16 protein-coding genes, 1 pseudogene and 1 riboswitch are annotated in these 18,975 nt (G+C 41.6%); of the genes and pseudogenes, 9 read left to right on the top strand and 8 right to left on the bottom strand.

The features are described from left to right. Position 1: 1 nt before the first annotated feature. The 3 genes from AVJ20_RS11970 to AVJ20_RS11960 form a co-directional block, all read right to left on the bottom strand. Positions 2-727, bottom strand: a complete 726-nt coding sequence (locus AVJ20_RS11970; RefSeq protein ID WP_111885383.1) for a CPBP family intramembrane glutamic endopeptidase — start codon at positions 725-727, stop codon at positions 2-4. A gap of 222 nt (positions 728-949) precedes the next feature. After that, on the bottom strand, positions 950-2,176 hold the full coding sequence (gene trpB / locus AVJ20_RS11965) for a tryptophan synthase subunit beta (protein ID WP_111885382.1): 1,227 nt from the start codon (positions 2,174-2,176) through the stop codon (positions 950-952). Further along, positions 2,160-2,801: a phosphoribosylanthranilate isomerase gene (locus tag AVJ20_RS11960; protein ID WP_111885381.1), complete on the bottom strand. Its 642-nt coding sequence runs from the start codon at positions 2,799-2,801 to the stop codon at positions 2,160-2,162. Before AVJ20_RS11960 ends, trpB begins: the two co-directional genes overlap by 17 nt. Before the next feature lie 146 nt (positions 2,802-2,947). Continuing rightward, positions 2,948-3,168: riboswitch (cobalamin riboswitch) on the top strand. A 35-nt stretch (positions 3,169-3,203) separates the two neighbouring features. On the opposite strand from AVJ20_RS11960, the gene AVJ20_RS11955 reads away from it, so the two are divergent. The 3 genes from AVJ20_RS11955 (at position 3,204) to AVJ20_RS11945 (ending at position 6,619) form a co-directional block, all read left to right on the top strand. Next, a complete protein-coding gene (locus AVJ20_RS11955; protein ID WP_111885380.1) occupies positions 3,204-5,030 on the top strand; it encodes a TonB-dependent receptor plug domain-containing protein in 1,827 nt (608 codons plus the stop codon). A 105-nt stretch (positions 5,031-5,135) separates the two neighbouring features. After that, positions 5,136-5,720 carry a cob(I)yrinic acid a,c-diamide adenosyltransferase gene (locus AVJ20_RS11950; RefSeq protein ID WP_111885379.1) on the top strand — a complete coding sequence of 195 codons (585 nt, stop codon included), beginning with the start codon at positions 5,136-5,138 and terminating at the stop codon, positions 5,718-5,720. Positions 5,721-5,905: 185 nt separating this feature from the next. After that, positions 5,906-6,619 (top strand): glycerophosphodiester phosphodiesterase, encoded by a 714-nt coding sequence (locus AVJ20_RS11945; RefSeq protein ID WP_111885378.1) that lies wholly within the window; start codon positions 5,906-5,908, stop codon positions 6,617-6,619. A gap of 66 nt (positions 6,620-6,685) precedes the next feature. Here AVJ20_RS11945 and AVJ20_RS11940 read toward each other — a convergent pair whose 3' ends face one another. Further along, the gene (locus tag AVJ20_RS11940) at positions 6,686-7,219 is read right to left on the bottom strand and encodes an META domain-containing protein (protein WP_111885377.1); all 534 of its coding nucleotides are present in this window, start codon (positions 7,217-7,219) and stop codon (positions 6,686-6,688) included. Positions 7,220-7,408: 189 nt separating this feature from the next. Here AVJ20_RS11940 and AVJ20_RS11935 point away from each other — a divergent pair. The 5 genes and pseudogenes from AVJ20_RS11935 (at position 7,409) to AVJ20_RS11915 (ending at position 11,843) form a co-directional block, all read left to right on the top strand. Then, positions 7,409-8,567 (top strand): annotated as a pseudogene (locus AVJ20_RS11935) (fatty acid desaturase). 120 nt (positions 8,568-8,687) lie between these two features. Then, positions 8,688-10,133, top strand: coding sequence for a protein adenylyltransferase SelO (locus tag AVJ20_RS11930; RefSeq protein WP_111885376.1), 1,446 nt, complete (start codon positions 8,688-8,690; stop codon positions 10,131-10,133). A gap of 111 nt (positions 10,134-10,244) precedes the next feature. Next, positions 10,245-10,850: a L,D-transpeptidase family protein gene (locus tag AVJ20_RS11925; protein ID WP_111885375.1), complete on the top strand. Its 606-nt coding sequence runs from the start codon at positions 10,245-10,247 to the stop codon at positions 10,848-10,850. A 35-nt stretch (positions 10,851-10,885) separates the two neighbouring features. After that, positions 10,886-11,257, top strand: a complete 372-nt coding sequence (locus AVJ20_RS11920; protein WP_111885374.1) for an MmcQ/YjbR family DNA-binding protein — start codon at positions 10,886-10,888, stop codon at positions 11,255-11,257. A 142-nt stretch (positions 11,258-11,399) separates the two neighbouring features. Beyond that, positions 11,400-11,843 carry a hypothetical protein gene (locus tag AVJ20_RS11915; protein WP_228157206.1) on the top strand — a complete coding sequence of 148 codons (444 nt, stop codon included), beginning with the start codon at positions 11,400-11,402 and terminating at the stop codon, positions 11,841-11,843. Positions 11,844-12,133: 290 nt separating this feature from the next. Here AVJ20_RS11915 and AVJ20_RS11910 read toward each other — a convergent pair whose 3' ends face one another. The 4 genes from AVJ20_RS11910 to baeS form a co-directional block, all read right to left on the bottom strand. Further along, positions 12,134-13,489: an amino acid permease gene (locus AVJ20_RS11910; RefSeq protein ID WP_111885372.1), complete on the bottom strand. Its 1,356-nt coding sequence runs from the start codon at positions 13,487-13,489 to the stop codon at positions 12,134-12,136. Between the two features lie 356 nt (positions 13,490-13,845). Further along, positions 13,846-15,543, bottom strand: a complete 1,698-nt coding sequence (locus AVJ20_RS11905) for a carboxypeptidase regulatory-like domain-containing protein (RefSeq protein ID WP_111885371.1) — start codon at positions 15,541-15,543, stop codon at positions 13,846-13,848. A 243-nt stretch (positions 15,544-15,786) separates the two neighbouring features. After that, on the bottom strand, positions 15,787-16,473 hold the full coding sequence (locus tag AVJ20_RS11900; RefSeq protein WP_111885370.1) for a response regulator: 687 nt from the start codon (positions 16,471-16,473) through the stop codon (positions 15,787-15,789). Between the two features lie 12 nt (positions 16,474-16,485). After that, positions 16,486-18,156, bottom strand: a complete 1,671-nt coding sequence (baeS, locus tag AVJ20_RS11895; protein ID WP_111885369.1) for a sensor histidine kinase efflux regulator BaeS — start codon at positions 18,154-18,156, stop codon at positions 16,486-16,488. A 134-nt stretch (positions 18,157-18,290) separates the two neighbouring features. Here baeS and AVJ20_RS11890 point away from each other — a divergent pair, with 134 nt between their 5' ends. After that, positions 18,291-18,920 (top strand): hypothetical protein, encoded by a 630-nt coding sequence (locus AVJ20_RS11890; RefSeq protein ID WP_111885368.1) that lies wholly within the window; start codon positions 18,291-18,293, stop codon positions 18,918-18,920. Positions 18,921-18,975 lie beyond the last annotated feature (55 nt).

The following is an 18,975-nucleotide window of genomic DNA, read 5'->3' as shown; positions in this document are numbered from 1 at the left end:
TTCAACTGCCCACATAGGGCTGAAGCAATTTCAATAAAATCACGCCGCCTAACGATAGTACCGCGTTGTTAACGAAATGAATGAGTAAGACATGCCAAATGTTACGCGTCCACAAATAGATGAGGTTGAGAAATAGGCCTGCCGCCATAAAACTGATGGTCGCAATCAAATCGCCATCGAAATTATGATAATGAATCAAGCCGAATAAGATTGAGTTCAGTAAGACCAAAATCACTCGCCATAGACACGGCTGTACAAACAGCTTTTGCAGCAAGGTATAGCGGAAAATAATATCTTCGAGCAAAGCGGTAAATAATGGCCCAAGACTGATGATCAGCAAACTAAAAAAGGCAATCATATTGGGATCAATGGTCGATTCTTTTTCAATGCTCTCGCCCACTGGCAACAGACTGCGTGTAAAAGAAATCACCACTTGTAATACGACTGCACCGACAACCACCAACAGGCTTGAGCGCCAAAAGGCCTGTTTATACTTTTGCCAGTGCGTATACAGCATCGTTTTATAGAGCCAGCACACGGCAATAAATAAAATGCCGCGAAAGATCGAATCACCCAAAGCAACCTGAGCTGAAACACCAAAAAATTGGTCTAAGACATAACTGTTGAACAAGATCAGCGGAAGAATACACAGCGCAAAAGTATCACGCCATTGCCAATAAATATGGGTTGGAAAGGATTCTGCACGAACCAATTGGGTAAACGTCATTGTTATAAAGTCTTTCTAAAGCAATAAAATTCGCACAGTATTGTGATTTATTTCACACTTTTATTCTGCATCAGTTTTGTAGTGATTTGCCTTAATAAAATTTTCAGCCAAAAAAAAAATCGCGCGGAATTGCTTCTGCGCGATTTTTAATTCACCCTCTCCACTTGCGAACTCAGAATATATTCCGAGATTCTCATCCCAAAGGGAGAGGTTTAAAGGAGTTTACATCTCAACCATTTCCACGCCATCAATGCGGGCAACGGTCATTAAGTCTTTATCACCACGGCCTGATACAGTCGCAATAATGATTTGGTCTTTGTCCATGGTCGGCGCAAGTTTCGTCACATAAGCCATCGCATGTGAGCTTTCCAATGCAGGGATAATACCTTCAATTTGGGTTAAATCACGGAAGCCTTGTAGCGCTTCAGTGTCATTGATTGGCACATAGTTCACACGGTGCATATCTTTGAGGAAACTGTGCTCAGGGCCTACACCTGGGTAGTCCAGGCCTGCAGAGATTGAATGTGTTTCAATGATTTGACCTTGATCATCCGACATCAAGTACGTACGGTTACCGTGAAGTACACCGACATGACCTGCGTTTAATGGTGCAGAATGCTTGCCCGTTTCAATGCCGTAGCCTGCCGCTTCAACACCGTACATTTTCACATCTTCATCATTTAAGAATGGATAGAATAAGCCCATTGCATTTGAACCGCCGCCTACACATGCAACAAGCGCATCTGGCAGACGGCCAGCTTGTTCCTGAATTTGTTTACGCGCTTCACGACCAATGATCGATTGGAAATCACGTACCAATTGCGGATATGGATGCGGGCCTGCCACTGTACCAATAACATAATAGGTTGAATCTACGTTTGTTACCCAGTCGCGCATCGCTTCGTTCATCGCATCTTTCAATGTTTTTGAACCGCTTTCTACAGGTACAACCGTTGCACCAAGCAAACGCATACGGTACACGTTCATGGCTTGACGTTTAACGTCCTCTGCGCCCATAAACACCACACACTCAAGGCCTAAACGCGCTGCAATCGTTGCCGTTGCTACGCCGTGCTGACCTGCGCCTGTTTCCGCAATAATACGTTTTTTACCTGAAAGTTTAGCCAGCAAAGCCTGACCAATCGTGTTATTCACTTTATGTGAACCTGTATGGTTCAGGTCTTCACGTTTTAAATAAATTTGCGCACCACCCAACTCTTTCGACCATCGTTCAGCATAATACAAAGGACTAGGACGACCGACGTAATACGCCAAGTCACGGTCGAATTCTGCCAAAAACTGTGCATCATCTTTCATGCGGAAATAGAGTTTTTCTAAGTCCTCAAGTGCTGCCATTAGAGTTTCTGACACAAAACGCCCGCCATGAATACCGAAATGCCCTTGTGCGTCAGGGAATTGGGTATAGTCAATCTTATTTTGCTGATCCACGATGGACTCCTTGCATAAAGCGTTCTATGAGTTGTTGGTCTTTAATACCTTTTGCCGATTCTACACCACCACTCACATCTACGGCGTAAGCACCAGTGATTTGAATCGCTTCTTCAATATTGTCAGGCTTTAAACCGCCCGCCAAAATTAAAGGAATATCGAGTTTTGGGAACTGTGCCCAGTCAAAGCTATGCCCTGTTCCGCCTTTTAATTCTGGATGCCATGCATCCAATAGTACGGCGCTTGCCCCAGCCTGTTGAAAGGCTTGAATCTCTCTAATCACGTCCAAATCGGGTTTGACCTGAATGGCTTTATACCAGCGGCGCCCAACGGACTGCGCAATCGTTTTGCACTGTTCAGGGCTTTCATCACCATGAAACTGCAGGATATCTACAGGTGAAATTTTTAAAATATCCTGTATGTCTGCAGCCGATGCATTCACGAATAAACCAACGGTCTGCACATACGGTGGCACATGCTGAATCAGCTCAGCAGCTTGCGCTGCCGTTACACTGCGCGGGCTTGGCGCAAAGAATACGAATCCTATCGCATCTGCGCCAGCTTGGACGACAGATTGAATATCTTGAATACGTGTAATTCCGCAGATTTTGGCACGGGTTCGCATGTTGTTTTGGCTCTGACTCCGCCCTATTCATAGCCTATCTATGAATATGAAGGCGAATCATTGTAATGCAATTTTTAGACCTTGCGTAAAGTTCATCCTGAATATTTATTTACATCCGTTGTTTAAGTCTCATACAAACTTTATACTGCGCCCAACTTGCTGCAAGTTGAGCTTAGGCTTAGGGAAGCTGGTGAGAATCCAGCACTGCCCCCGCAACGGTAAAATGAACCGCATATCTTTATAAATGTCTTCAATTCATGAAGGGATTTACACCACTGCATTTGTGCGGGAAGGTGGATATGCCAATATTGTTTTAAGCAATATTTATATTTAAGTCCGGATACCTGCTTGCTGCGTTCTTTAACTCAATCATTCACGTGGGGTGAATGTATGGAGCCAAGTATGTCTACTTTTTTTCAGCCTACAGCATTAGTGGGCGCAATCGCTATTGCGATGGGTTTTTCAGCAAATGTTTTGGCTGCCGATGCAATTGAAAAAGCAAACAGCACAACTTTAGATACCATCGTAGTTACCGCTTCACGTTCTGAAGAAAATATTGAAAACGTGCCTGCACGAATTAATGTCATTGAACCCAAGATTGTTCAACAGTCGCCAATTGCATCACTACCTGACTTATTAATGACTGACCCAGCGATTACCGTTGTTCAAAGCGGCGGTTATGGTCAAGCATCTTCTATTTTCTTACGTGGCGCCGAATCTGATCAGGCACTAGTCTTACGTGACGGCGTGCGACTAAATTCTGCAACATCTGGCGCAGCTTCGCTTCCATTTATTGATACAACTGATATCAAACAAATTGAAGTTCTTAAAGGGCCGGCATCAGTTCTATACGGTACAGATGCAATTGGTGGTGTTGTACAACTCATCACAAAAACACCAACTAAAAACAGTGCTTTTATCACTGGTGAAATGGGTGAAAACAATACCTATAAAAGCATCATCGGTGCAGACTTAGCCCAAGACGGTTACTATGCTCAGGTTCGCGGTCAGCGCTTAGAGACTGATGGCACACCAGTAAAAGACTCAAAAGATGCGCCTAATGCATCCTTTGATCAAAAAGGCTATAGCGCAAAACTGGGAATTGAACAGGATGACTATGCAGCATCTATCGATTTCAGTGAAAACCAAGGAACAAGTCAGTACGATAATTACGGCAACAACATCAGCCAAGATTTTAAAAATCAGATTATCAATTTAAAAGGCCGTGTGAACCTCAATTCTAATCTCTCTTTAAATGCCCGCTTATCACAATTTAAAGATGATATTGATCAAAACAGTTCAACTGATTTCATTCATAGTAAAACTCAAGAAGCTGAATTGTACGGAAAATGGCAATTTACGCCTCACCAAAATATTTTATTAGGTAGCACTTACAGAGAAATTCAAGGTAATGCGATTTCTTATGGCTCTCCTTATGAAGGTGATATAGATTCTGCTGGTTATTACATACAACATCAATATCAAAACAATGGGTTAAATACTCAGCTTGGTCTACGTGTTGAAGATAATGAAAAGTTTGGCACACATACTGTTGCCCAAGGCGCTGTACGTTATCAGCTGCTGCCATTAACCAGTATTTACGCCAATATTGGTTCTGCATTTAAAGCGCCAACGTTGAATGATATGTACGCCTACGGTGGTAACCCAGATTTAAACCCAGAAGAAAGTATTTCTTATGAAATTGGTTTAGATCAAAAATTGGCTTACAACATTTCTACTGGATTTTCGTTGTATTCAACAAAAGTTGATAATTTAATCAATTATGACAATGCCAAAAAATTAATGGAAAACATTGATAAAGCCAAAATGGAAGGTGGCGAAGCCTACATCAAGTGGCAAGATGACAACCTGTATATCAATCTTGGCTATAACTATGTTGATGCAAAAGACGAAAAAACGAATACTGGTTTAAGCCGCCGCCCACGTCAAAGCGCAGCTTTAACTACAGGCTGGGCTGATGACAAAATTGGTTTCTCTACCACATTGACGGCAAATAGCTCATACGACAACAGCGCCTATGATGATATTACGATTCCAGGGCATCTCAGAATTGACATGCACGGTTTCTATAACATCAATCCAAATATGAAAGTATTTGCAAACATTCAGAACATTGGCGATACAGGTTATAAAACAGCTTACGGCAGCGGCAGCTACTACATCAATGGCGGCCGTTTAGCCTCTGCTGGCGTAACGTTTAAATACTAATTTAAACAGCATTAAGCCGTTAAAAAACTCAAGGATAATGTCATAACTATGGCATTATCCTTTTTTATGACAGACCCGAAATTTTCATCATTTTAAGGACAAGACATGGGCCACCGTTTAAGTAAAATTTATACCCGCACAGGCGATTCAGGTACGACAGGTCTTGGCGACGGATCACGCGTAGCCAAAGATGATTTACGTATTGAAGCCTTAGGAGATGTCGATGAACTCAATTCAAGCATTGGTATTCTGCGTTCGCACATCGCACTTAGCAGTATTGAAGACAAAGCGGCTTGGGATAAATCGCTCAGCCTGATTCAGCATTGGTTATTCGACCTTGGCGGTGAAGTCTGCATTCCAAACTTCAACTTGGTACAACCTGTGTCAATTGAGTTTTTGGAAAATGACATTGACCGTATGAATGAAGCGCTGCCAATGCTCAAAGACTTTATCCTGCCATCAGGAACATTGGTGTGCAGCTTTGCCCATCAAGCGCGTGCAGTTTGCCGCCGTGCAGAACGTCGTTTAATGGCTGTACATAACCGTGACCAGAACATTCAAGCACCGTCATTGCAGCTACTTAACCGACTCTCTGACTGGTTATTTGTCGCATCGCGTACATTACAACGCGCTGAAGGTGGTTCTGAGGTGCTGTGGCAGAAAAATATTAACGACACGATTGATCAATAAGTATTGGATCAAAACATTGCTCAAATCCTTTGACCAATTAAAAGTCTATTTTACATTGAAATAAATCGAAACATTTCGTCCGATCATTCTTGTATTTCAGGATGATCGGCTCAAAATAATAGTGTCATCTCCCTGTCATGCTTACAGGACACTATGTTTTTATCTTTCAATTTTGCAGGCCCTTTATGCGCATAATCGGACATCGTGGCGCTCGTGGCGAAGCACCTGAAAACACCCTTGGCGGTTTTCAATATATTCAAGACTTAGGAATTCGTGCTGTCGAATTTGACGTTCGGCAACTGAAAGATCGTGCCCTAGTGATCATGCATGATGACCAATTTATGCGAACGGCAGGTCAAAATAAACATCTATATGAATGTAGTTCACAAGAGTTAGAACCCTATAACCATGCTGTGACTTGGTCAGAATGGAATAAAGTTGAGCCGACGCCACTGCTCGAACAAACGCTCAAAATTATTCATAACTTCGATCATATTGAAGTCGAAGTGAAAGCAGTTAAGACACAGACTGAAGCTGAAGCGCTGACTGAAACCTTGGAACAACAGCTCCAAGGTTTCGAACATTCCGCGGTGATCACCAGTTTTGACTCTAAAATTCATCTTGCTTTGCAACAAAAAAAATCCGGCTTCAAACGCGGGCTTTTGGTTGAAACGGACGTAAAGTTTAAAGCGATTGAACAAGCACTTGAATTGGGTTGTATCCAAATCGGTTGGATGAACCAACTTGCCAATTCAGATATTATTCAGGCCACACAGCAGGCAAAATTAAATGTGAGCGTATGGACCGTCAACGACGTTGATCGTGCTAAACAGCTTAAAGATTGGGGCATCAACGGTTTAATTACCGACTATCCTAAATTAATGATGCAGCATTTTTAATGCTGCTTTATTCACCTAGATTTGTGTAATTCACTTCTCGATCAACACGTCGATATTTCAATCGGTCTATTTTCTTTCTAAAACCAATACATTTTGTCCCCGACTGTTTTGCATCGTCATGTGTTTCCCTTTTATTTGGAATTGTGTTGCGGCTTGCAAGGCATCTGAAAGTTCAGCCTCTTGAGCCAAAGCCGAATCACAGCTGAAATAACCTGCTCGGGCATTCAGATCAATGCTGTGTTTTAAGGTATCGATCACATAAGTGCCACTGATATTGTTACATCCCGTATTTCCCTGAATTTGTCGAAACTGCGAATTGAACTGAAGATAAGGTTGATGATGAAAGAACTTTGCTTTTTGTCCAGCGATTTTAACAATCGTCCATGGAATATCTTGTATCCCATCGTTCACGCGAATAAGTTTTAATGGCTGCTCAATACTGTTGCCCAGTGATTTTCCGTGTAACTTTGTAGTCACTGTCCGTGTAGGAGAATTTTGACAAGCCATCAGTCCAAGACAACTGATCAGAAAGCTGCCCCAGATGCAGTATTTGATAAGTAATTTCAGATTATTTTGACAAATTTGCTGATTTTTTGGCATCTTTTTACTCCACAAAAAGTCAAATAACTTCAGTCGTATTATGTTACTGTTTAGAACAATACAACTGTACAATAACAGTGGTGAAAACGGGTTTTCCCGTGCTACTATTCTGTACGTTTAAAATCCCTTAAAAATTTAATGGGATTCGTCCTATCTATACCTCCCAAGGTTTCAGGAGTGCTGTTGGAGATGAATGCTCCCCTACCCAAAGCCCCAATGAACTGGATTGCCATTTTTGCATTGGTGTTTTTACCTATTGTCGCAGTTATTGCAATTCCGTTATATGCCATTAATCATGATTTTAGTGCCGCTGCTTGGATCAGTATGTTTGTTTTACTGGGTGTTAGTAGTTTAGGTATTACCGCAGGTTATCACCGCTTATGGGCACACCGTGCTTATGAAGCAACCTTGCCTTTAAAAATCATTTTAATGCTCATGGGTACTTTTGCAGTTCAAAATAGTATTTTATTTTGGGCTTCAGGCCACCGTACACATCACCGTCATGTTGATGATGTGGATCAAGATCCATACTCAATCAACCGTGGTTTTTGGTATGCACACATTGGTTGGATGCTTCGTGATTATCCAGCAGCAGCACCAAACTATAAAAATGCACCTGACTTATTAAAAGATAAAGTCGTGATGTTCCAAGACAAATATTACATCCCTTTAGTGATTGCCGTTCACGCAGCTATTTTGTTACCAATTGGTTGGGCTGTTGGCGACATGTGGGGCGTTCTATTATTGGGCGGTTTAATGCGTTTAATCTTAAGCCATCACGTAACTTTCTTTATTAACTCACTTTGCCATATGTGGGGCACGTCCGTATACTGATGAAAATACGGCACGCGACAACTTTGTTCTAGCTATTGCTACTTGGGGTGAGGGTTATCATAACTACCACCACATTTTTCAATACGACTACCGTAATGGTGTGAAATGGTGGCAATATGACCCAACTAAATGGCTAATTTGGTCATGTTCTAAATTAGGTTTGGCAAAGAACTTACGCCGTATTCCAAGCTTCAATATTAAAAAAGCTGAGTTGGCAATGAAGTTTAAATATGCTGAACAAGACCTTGCGATTTATGGTCTGAATATGACCGATGACATCGCCACAGCAAAACAACGTATTTCTCAAGAATATGATGCGTTTTCGCAAACCTTGAATGACTGGGCAAAATTAAAAGAACAGGAAATTCAAGCGAAGAAAACAGCAGTTGCTGAAAAAATTCATCAAATGGATGACAAACTCAAACTTGAATTCCAGCAAGTTGAACAACGCCTATCTCAGCACCGTGAAACACTGAATCAATTAATGCGTAATTTGAAAAAGAGAACCGCTTAATTGTTTTAAGCTTCTCAAATGATATAGCCTCCCTTGTGGAGGCTTTATCATTTTAAGCTACAGTTTTTCTATCTGGTCTTTGCTATAGTTTCAACATAATTTGAATTTTTAAAGATCATTATGCTGTTCAATGCCCGATATAACACCCTGCCACCTCGCTTGTACCATCATCAGCAGCCTGTACCCTTAAAAGGCGCAAAAGCTGGACATTTTAATGCGGCTCTTGCAGATGAGCTGCAATGGTCGGCAGAAGATCAAGCTGCGTGGGTTGAAATCTGCAGTGGTCAAAAAACCTTTGCTGAATTTGAACCTTTGGCCATGGTCTATGCAGGTCACCAGTTTGGACAATGGGCAGGCCAATTGGGCGATGGACGCGGCTTATTGATTGGGCAAATCATCGATAAACATGGGCAAACCATTGACCTGCACCTTAAAGGCGCCGGCTCGACCCCTTACTCACGCATGGGCGATGGTCGTGCAGTATTGCGCTCGACTATTCGTGAATATTTGGCAGGACATGCGCTGAACAGCTTAGGTGTTGCATCGAGTAATGCAGTGGGTTTTACCAGTTCCGAGCAAGGCGTGCAGCGTGAGAAGCTCGAGCTCGGCGCGATGATGCTGCGTACATCTGACTGTCATATCCGTTTGGGGCACTTTGAATGGATCAATCAGTATCAGGGTGATTTACTGCCTGAATTCACGCAGAAATGTATTGAGTGGCACTACCCTGAATGCTTGGATGCCGAACAACCTATTTTAGCTTTTGCCACTCAAGTTATTCAGCGTACCGCAGTGATGATTGCCAAATGGCAGCTCATTGGTTTCGCACATGGCGTGATGAATACTGACAATCTGAATATTACTGGTTCAACGCTCGATTTTGGACCTTATGGATTTATGGAGCGCTTCCGCCCAAACTGGATCAACAACCATTCGGATTACCAAGGCCGCTATACCTATCAGCAGCAGCCGAGCATTGGGCATTGGAATTTATGGCAATGGCTGAATAATCTCATTCCGCTCTGCCCTACGGACTATGACAAAGAACAGTGGAAAGAAGATTTAGCTAAGTGCTTAGAGCATTTTGAACTGACCTTCTTGGAACATTATAAATTGGGCTTAGCTCAGAAAATGGGTTTGCCAAGTTTTCATAAAGACAGCTTTGACTGCGCCATGGCCTTTTTGCGTATTCTGCAAAGTGAGCAACTGGATTACACGCAAAGCTTTATTCGTCTGCAAAATCATGAATATGAAGCCATTAAAGACGACTGCTTAGACCGCCGCGCCTTTGAAGGTTTCTTGGCACAATATGAAAGTATCCGTGAGCATCAGGACACCGATGCTTTAGATGCTGAAATGGCAAAGGCCAATCCGCATTATATTTTGCGAAATCACATGGCGCAAAAAGCCATTGAACTGGCAGAGCGTAATGATTTTTCTGAAGTTGAACGCTTATTTATATTACTAAGCCAGCCTTATCTGAAACAGCCTGAACTGGAAACAACAGAAGATTTAGGCCCCTTGCCAAGTGATGTGCCTGAAGTGATGGTGAGCTGCTCGTCTTAAACATTTATCCACAAATTTATGCATCAATCGAAGCAAAATTGTGGATAATTTAGACATTATCCACAATACCGAAATGGATGGACTGTAATGCCGTCCATCCTCTAAAAAATAATGACAAGAAAACGTATCGCTATTTTTAGTTTCGCTATCCTCGTCTGTATTGTCGCTGCCTGCTTTGCCTATCAAAAATTTGAAAAATATCTACCTACACCTGCCAATGCACTGGTCTTTCCACCTGAATTAAGCGACTTGCAAATTCAAAAAATTCGCATACAAACGCCGATCGACAATATTCATGTATATAAAGCTCAGCGTTATTTGGAATTAAAACATCAGGATCAAGTCATTCGGCGTTACCCAATCCGTTTGGGTTTTACTCCGCTTGGACATAAAGTTCAAGAAGGTGATGGCAAAACGCCTGAAGGCAGCTATATGATTGATTGGCGCAATCCGCAAAGTTCATTTTATAAGTCCTTGCATATCTCTTACCCCAATGCGACCGATAAACAGAAGGCTAAGCAATTAGGTGTTTCTGCAGGTGGTGACATTATGATTCATGGTTCAGCGACCAGTTTGCAGATGAAAGCTGCACCACAACTGATGACGTATTTTCCACAAAAAGATTGGACTTGGGGCTGTATTGCAGTGCGTAATATTGATATGGATGAAATTTGGCAATTGGTGAATAATGATACCGTTATTTATATTCATCCTTAGGCTTGAACGCACAGGCTTATTTTTGGTTATCTCTTATGATTGCATTACACGCTGTAGCTGCTAAGACGGCCTTCGCCCTGCCAGAAACCACGTGCAGCCAGCCTTTTGGTGAAGGCTGTGATGTGTTTAAAGTGATGGATAAGGTTTTTATGCTGAGTTTTCATTTAGAAGGCAAAGCAGCCGTTAATTTAAAAGTACTGCCAGACAATGGCGCAATGCTTAAAGATATTTATCCCTTTATTCGTGCAGGCTGGCATATGAATAAGCAGCATTGGATTTCTGTTTTTACAGATGAAGAATTGGAAGAAGAACTGCTGCAGGATTTGGTGCTAAATTCTTATGAATTGGTTGTATCGAAGTTAAATAAAGGACAGCGGCAAAGGATTGAGTTGCTGAGGAGTGTTTAGATAACACTTCCCTTTCGATCTGGTTGATTTTGCAAATTTAGTATAATCGCAATTATGTTTAATCGGTGTATTATTAACAGACTGGAATATTATTTTTCTATATAATTCTTAATCTCTTACTTTAGTTAAACCAATAATCAAAATGAAACTACTAATAATCATTGGCATTACTTTAAGCTTCAATTCATTAGCATGGTCTGCATTACCTGAAAATAATCAAATTTCTTCAATTCTCAAAAACCAACTCAGCGATAAAATATTAACTGAATCTGAAATTATGGAAGGTGCTGCACAAACCCAAGGTCTATATCAATATTGCATCCAAGATACTGTAAGCAAACTTAAGCTTATGTATCCTGATGCAGATCAAGCAATGACAATGGATACCGTTAATAATGCTTGTATATATCCTGAAGATCGCTTTAATCTATATAGCATATTATTAGCTGCTTCTAGCATGAAAAAACCTATGTCAGAGAAAGAAGCGGCCATATTTATAGAACAAAATTATCATAACAATGGTCGTAATCAAACAAATGCTACTCAGCGTGAGAAAATTTATACAAACCTAGGTTTATTGAAGTAAAAAATCATCGAAGACTTTTGAAAAATTAAATAATTTTTTATTGAATTAATATTCCAAGCTTCTGTCATATAACATAGATTAAGTTTTCTAAAATCAGCATAATACACGTTATACGAAATAATTTGTTTTATCCAATATAAATCATAATCTTATATAAATTCGCCCTAGAATTGAGTGCACTAGAGCAGTTTTTATATGAATATTCACTCAATTTGCGTATTTTGTCAGAATTTTTCAAAATCATTTTTTAGTGACAGTGAACAAAGGCTCATCCCTAAGCCTTCATGGTATTAAACCTTCTTCAATTGCATCACTTTAAACAGCACATACAGCAGTAAAATCCATACGGGCTGCATCAGCACCGACAGCATAAAGCCCTGATTCCACATGATGTATAAAATAATCAGCATGAACACCAAAACAAAATAGTTGGTGAACGGTGCAAATAATGCAGGAAACTTGGTCAGTATGCCCTGCTGATGCATCGCTTTTCTAAACTTCAGGTGAATCAAGCTGATCAGCATCCAATTCAGCACCGCAGCGCTCACCACGATATAAATCAAATAACTCAATGCTTTTTCAGGTAAGAAATAATTCAGCAGCACACAGCCAAAAATCAGCAAAGCAGAAAATAAAACTGCGGCAATCGGCGTACCGTATTTATTCACATGTTTAAATGCTTTTGGCGCATTGCCCTGTTCTGCCAAACCCAGCAGCATGCGGCTATTGGCATACATGCCGCTATTACAGACCGAAACGGATGCAGTCAAAATAATAAAGTTCAGCAAATGTGCCGCCCAATCAATCCCCATCTGATTAAAAATCATCACAAAAGGACTATGATCCAAACCGCCAAGTTTCAACTGATTCCACGGCACCAGCGACAGCAGTACCGCCAAGGAACAGATATAAAATAAGAACACGCGGATCACGGTCTGATTCACCGCTTTGGGAATATTTTGATCAGGATTTTCAGTTTCAGCCGCCGCCATGCTGATCAATTCAATGCCGCCAAAAGCAAACATCATAAAGGCTAGCATGTAGAATAAGCCTTCAAAACCGTGCGGGAAGAAGCCGCCATGTACCCATAAATTACTAATCGAAGCGGTAGAGTCTGCGCCTGCTGTAAGTAGCAGGTATATACCAAAAATAATCATGGCAACAATCGCCACAACTTTAATCATCGACAGCCAAAATTCAGATTCTGCATACAGTTTGACATTGGCTAAATTGGCTAGCGTAATCACAGCAAAAAACACCAGAACTGAAACCCAAGCAGGCACATGCGGCCACCAGTAATTGATATATTTGCCTATCGCAGTCAGCTCGGTCATCACCACTAAAATGTAGAGAATCCAGTAGTTCCAGCCCGTTAAAAAGCCAGCAAACTTGCCCCAATATTTAAAAGCAAAATGACTGAATGAACCTGTGACTGGCTCTTGTACAACCATCTCGCCCAACTGGCGCATAATCAGAAAAGCAATCAAGCCACCAATCAAATAGCCCAGAATTATCGATGGTCCAGCCGACTCAATAATATGCGCAGAGCCTAAAAATAGCCCTGTCCCGATTGCGCCACCCATTGCAATCAGCTGAATATGACGGTTCTTTAATCGGCGCTGCAGTTGAGGCATTTCGCTGCTCACAACACGTTCTCATCTTATAAAAAAGTGGATTGTAGCCTGTGCAGCTCTTTGCAGCCAAATATTCGCAGATTATTTCTGTACGAATCATTATGGAATACAGTGCGTGAGCTGCATTACTGCATAGCACTTGGTCAACTTGATAGGATGGACAATATAGGCCATATGGTTCTATTAGAACAGCCAGAAAATTTAGCTGCCAGCATACTTAAGTGGCTGAATATATTGTCCCTTTAAATATAGACAGCTCTCAATTGAGAGCTGTTTTTAGCATTCACCACGCTTGATGGTTGATTGATCGCGAATGCAGTACGCCTAATCCTATTCTAACCATTCATACTGCGCCACCATGTAAATCGTTATTTACGCTGTGGCACTTCAGCCCACCGTGCATAACTCTTCGTGCTTTTCAGCACAGTGCCCGCTTGTTTTGCAGCGACGCCAGTATAGTCCTGAGAGAAACTATCTGAATTTTCATCAAAACTCGCTCCATCAAATAATGGGAAAGTTCCGGCTTTTTTCTGAATCACCACATCATCAATCATCCATCCGCGGAAACCGTTATAAAGTTGATCGACCGTTTTGAATTGGAATTTCAGTTGAACATTGGCCTTGCCTGCATATTCATCCAATGAAATTGCTTCTTGCTGAACAGCAGCCGGCGCGAGGTTAAAGCCTAAATTACTGTATGGAATCGGCGCGCGCTCATATGCAGAGGACGGATCTGCCAGCGGGTTTAATCGAGCCAAGGTCTTAAAGCTGTTGCCACCGTCGGTAGAAACTAAAATATTCATCAAATCGAACCCTTGATTATTTGGATTGACCGACTCAATTTCCCACCATGTTTTAAAGCTTAAACTCAAAGGTGCTTGATACTGGCTTAGATTAATGGCAGGTGAGATTAACTCACCCATATTATGGGTATTAGATGTTCCGCCATCAAACTCTGGAGCCAAAGATGAATCACTTAAAGCGCCAATAAAGTTGCCATTTACTTTGTCGCCATACCAATATGCCGTATTACCTTGCAGTGGCTCAGGCACCTTGCCTTGACTTTGGTCATTCGGCGCTAAGCGTACACGCTGATTCACTTGATTATTACGGATGTTGTGACCTTTGTTTAGCAACTGCCAATCAACATTGGCCACACTTGGCTGCGACCTTGTCCATGCATTGCGAGTAGCAGAATCCGCTTCAAAAGTTTCACGCCATACCGCATCTACAGATGCTGTTTCGGGCAGCACTTCAAATTGATAGCCCGATGCAGAAGAAGCAATGACCGTAACTTTTTTCGTAATAGTGTTAATTCCTGCACCGTTAATGGTGAGCGTGGCATTTTTCAATGCTTCAAGCAGCGCACTGGATACATTAAATGAAAGCGTGAAATATCCATTGGCATCAGTCAAAGCACTAACAAATGCGCCATTGGTCGCTGTACCGCCAGACAATGACACTTGCGCATTCGCCAAAGGTTTCCCTTTAAAAATCACTTGACCAGACAATGTTCCGACCACTGCATCATTGACTGGTGCATCACTTAGTGTCTGACAGTCTTGGTCTAAGCAGTTGAGAACCACATTCAACACAATGCTCTTATTGGTATTTTTAGGATGGATCAAGAATGCCGAAACTGCAGACTGCCCATTTTTAGTGACCAAAACATAATATGTGCCTGCAGCCAATTTAGGCAGTTTAACGATGCCTTGAGCATTGGCAAGATAACTTTGATCTTTAAAATGAGTTGCTGTCGGTAAACTATTGATCGGTGGAAAGAACTGCTCAGAATCATCCGCTGTAATTGTATTCGTTGCTATTTTCAGACTGCCTGCTTGTACTTTTTGCCATTCTTCATCACTTAAAATCTGAATCGACGCAGCATTTAAAGCAAGATTATTCACATCTAATAAAGTCAGCTCTTCTACACTTTTTTGTACCATAGCATCGGCAACTGCCTCTGGCGGTACACTCCCTGTCTCGTCACGATCACTACCGCCACATGCCGTTAAACCCAAGACACCCGTGACCATTATTATTTTTACAAAAGCGCTATTTTTCATCTGTTCTGCCCTCTGGCTGTTCCATTTTTAAAAATTGTTATGTCTACATTGAACTTTGCCAGCTCAAACATACTGGTTAATATTCCAGCAAAATAATAACCAATTTTCATAAAATGCGCAAGTTTCGCATTTTATATCTTTATGGCTTTCGGTTCTTCTTGTATTTAAAATTAATGCAACTAGCTATACACGTAGCAAAAAAAAACAGGCCGAAGCCTGTCCTTTTAGTATTCACAATCTATTTTAATCTTCTGGATATTCAAAACGATAACCAACGCCATACACGGCTTGAATCCACTCATGACGGTTGCCAGTTTCCGCTGCATCTGAAATCTTACGACGTAAATTTTTAATATGACTATCAATCACACGGTCAGCCACTTCAAAACTGTCTGGGTTAATATGATCAAGCAATTGCGCACGTGAATACACCTGCCCTACATGCTCTAAAAACAACTCTAGTAAACGAAACTCTGTTGGCGTTAAGCTCAACGCTTTTTGTTGATACCAAATGCGTTGCTGTGCTTTGTCCATACGGAATAAATCATTCACCTCTGGCTCTGCTTTACGTTCTAAACGACGTAATACCGCTTGCACACGTGCCACCAATTCTTTCGGACTAAACGGTTTGCAGACATAATCGTCAGCACCCATATTGAGCCCCAATACACGGTCGATTTCTTCAGTTCGTGCAGTCACCATAATAATTGGCAGATCAGACTGCTCACGGACTTTACGACAAATGGTTAAGCCATCCATACGTGGCACCATTAGGTCCAAAATCATTAGACTCGGCTTACGCTGCGTGAAGCTCTCATAGGCTTCTTGACCATCATGAAACATGCTGACTTCAAAGCCTGCAGCCTCTAGATAATCACGCACTAGCTGTGCAAGTTCCACTTCATCTTCAACCAACATGATATGTTTCATGCATGCTTCCTTTTAATATTTCATCTGTTTGGGAAATGTCAATTTGCAACGCAAACCGCCCAATGGAGAATGATCAAAACTCAACTCTCCACCCAATGCTCTAGCTATTTTTACGGATAACGCCAATCCTAGTCCTGTACCACCAGTTGCACGCGTACGTGAATCATCCACACGATAGAAACGCTCACCTAAACGTGCCAACTGTTCATCAGTTAAACCAAATGGGCTGTCATCAACATACACGGTCCACTGGGTTTCATCTTGCTCAGTATGAACATGCACTTCACCACCAGCTTCCGTATAACGAATACTGTTACCCAATAAGTTGACCATAATCTGTTTAAAACGGTCTATATCTAATTGTAATGAAGTCCCTTCGCCCATTGCGGTAATTTTCAAATCCGCTTGCTCAAACTTCGGCTTAAAGCTTTCAACCTCTTGGATCACTACATCCCAAGGATTGAGCGTGGTCAAATAACAATTCAGTTGTTGTGCATCGGCTTGTGCCAAATCTGCCAAATCTTTGGTCAATTTTTTCAAACTACTCACTTGATTCAGCATCGAAGTAAAATGCTCTGGCGTTGGCTTACGAATACCGTCCTGCATCGCCTCAATTTGAGCCTGTAACACGGCCAATGGCGTTTTCAATTCATGTGAAGTATCAGCCACCCATTGACGACGTGACGTTTCATGCTGATCGAGAATTACGGCCAACTGATTCAATTCATTCGATAAATCACCAAGCTCATCATTACGGTTCACTGCAACTTGATGTTGATAATTACCCTTGGTTAATTCACGTGTTCCCATTAACAAACGCTGAATCGGTTTTTTAAAGTATGTTGCCAATAACAATGCTGTAATCAAACTTGCAATAAACGTCAGCACATAAACCAATAATAAATAACGTTTTTGCTTACTAAAGAAGTTAATACTGATCGCATCATCTTGATCGAGTACAGGTTTGAGCCCCAAATATCCCACGATTTGATTATTCACCATAATCGGACGATAAGATATTTGTTCATCTGTCGGCTCACCCACAACAAATTGGCGATGTGCATCATATAAAGATAAACGCGAACTCAAGCCCAAGCGGTCAGGCATTTGGATAAATTGTTTCTTACCACCATTATTACTGTTACTTTGTGAGGATTGATCTTCATCTTTTTCATCTGTGTTCGACTCTTTTGGACGGAATACATTTTGGTTCGTACTTAAAGGAAATTTTAAACCTTCAAAGGGTTGGAACTCAGATGGTAAGTTTTGTTCCAGCCATTTCAGCTCTTCAATTTTTTGCTCTGCCGTATGCTGTGGTGTTGCCAGCATCGATGCTGCATTTAAACTATGATCTTGGAAATAGCGCTGCTGCAATGCAATGTCATATTGACGACGTAGCCACCACCGAGAGAGACGATCATAGTCATCTGGCGCTGCCTGCCCTTCAATTTGCAGAATCTGTGCCTGAATCGCATTGCCCCAATCATGATAGACCGTATACACATCGGCTAAATTTTCAATGACATGGTCAAGCTTTTGCATCTCGACATCGGCCACATATTTGGTGAAATTACGCTGCATATTCCAATGCAAAACGCCAAGACTTACCGTTGTGATGACGAGCGTCGTCAACAGCACAGTCAGAAACAAGCGTAGGGCAATCGGGATACGACGTATTTTCAAAAGAGAACTCTCATTTTTCTTCTATATTCATTATTGTAGCGAACACGCAACTAAAAAACTCTCCATTGTTTCTACATCTTTATTATTTAATCTTTAACCATCGGAAAAAGATCTAATCTGGTGGGGTAAAGACTATGAAACAAATGACCAAAATGGCTTTAATCAGTGTAAGCGTATTGAGCATGGGTGCATTAACTGCCTGTCAATCGACAACCGCACCAAAAGATAACGATCATGGCCGTATGATGAAACAACATCATGGTGATCACGACCGTCGTATGTCACCTGAGCAACGTGAACATTTTAAACAAATGCGTGCCGAGCAACGTCAAGTGTTTGCTGATATGCAAAAAGCTTGTAATGGCAAGACGACAGGTTCAACAATTCAAGTAAAAGCTGGCGATAAAAACATTGATGGTACATGTACCATGGTGTTCAAAGCAGACCGTCAAGACATGAAAAAAGCACGTGGTGAACACAAACCAATGCGCGGTGAACATCGTCCAATGCGTGGCGACATGCGTGGTCAGATGCAACGCGGTGAGCCACTGACTGATGCAAAACGTGCAGAACTGACTAAACAGTTTGATCAACGTTTAGCTGAACACCAAGCGAAGCAACAAGCCATTATGAAAGCATGCCAAGGCAAGACTGATGGCAGTGCGGTTGCGATTAAAGTTGGCGAACAGCAAATCAATGGTAAATGTGAAGTTCGCTTCCAACCTAAAGCCCCTGTTGCCCCAACGCCAGCACCAGTAAAATAATCCAAACTTAGATCGCAATATCATTGCTTAAAAAAGGCACTCCCATGAGTGCTTT

The organism is Acinetobacter sp. CFCC 11171 (assembly GCF_003268405.1).
GTDB lineage: Bacteria > Pseudomonadota > Gammaproteobacteria > Pseudomonadales > Moraxellaceae > Acinetobacter > Acinetobacter amyesii.
The sequence above is the reverse complement of the archived record's forward strand: the minus strand, read 5'-3'. Positions and strand labels throughout refer to the sequence as shown.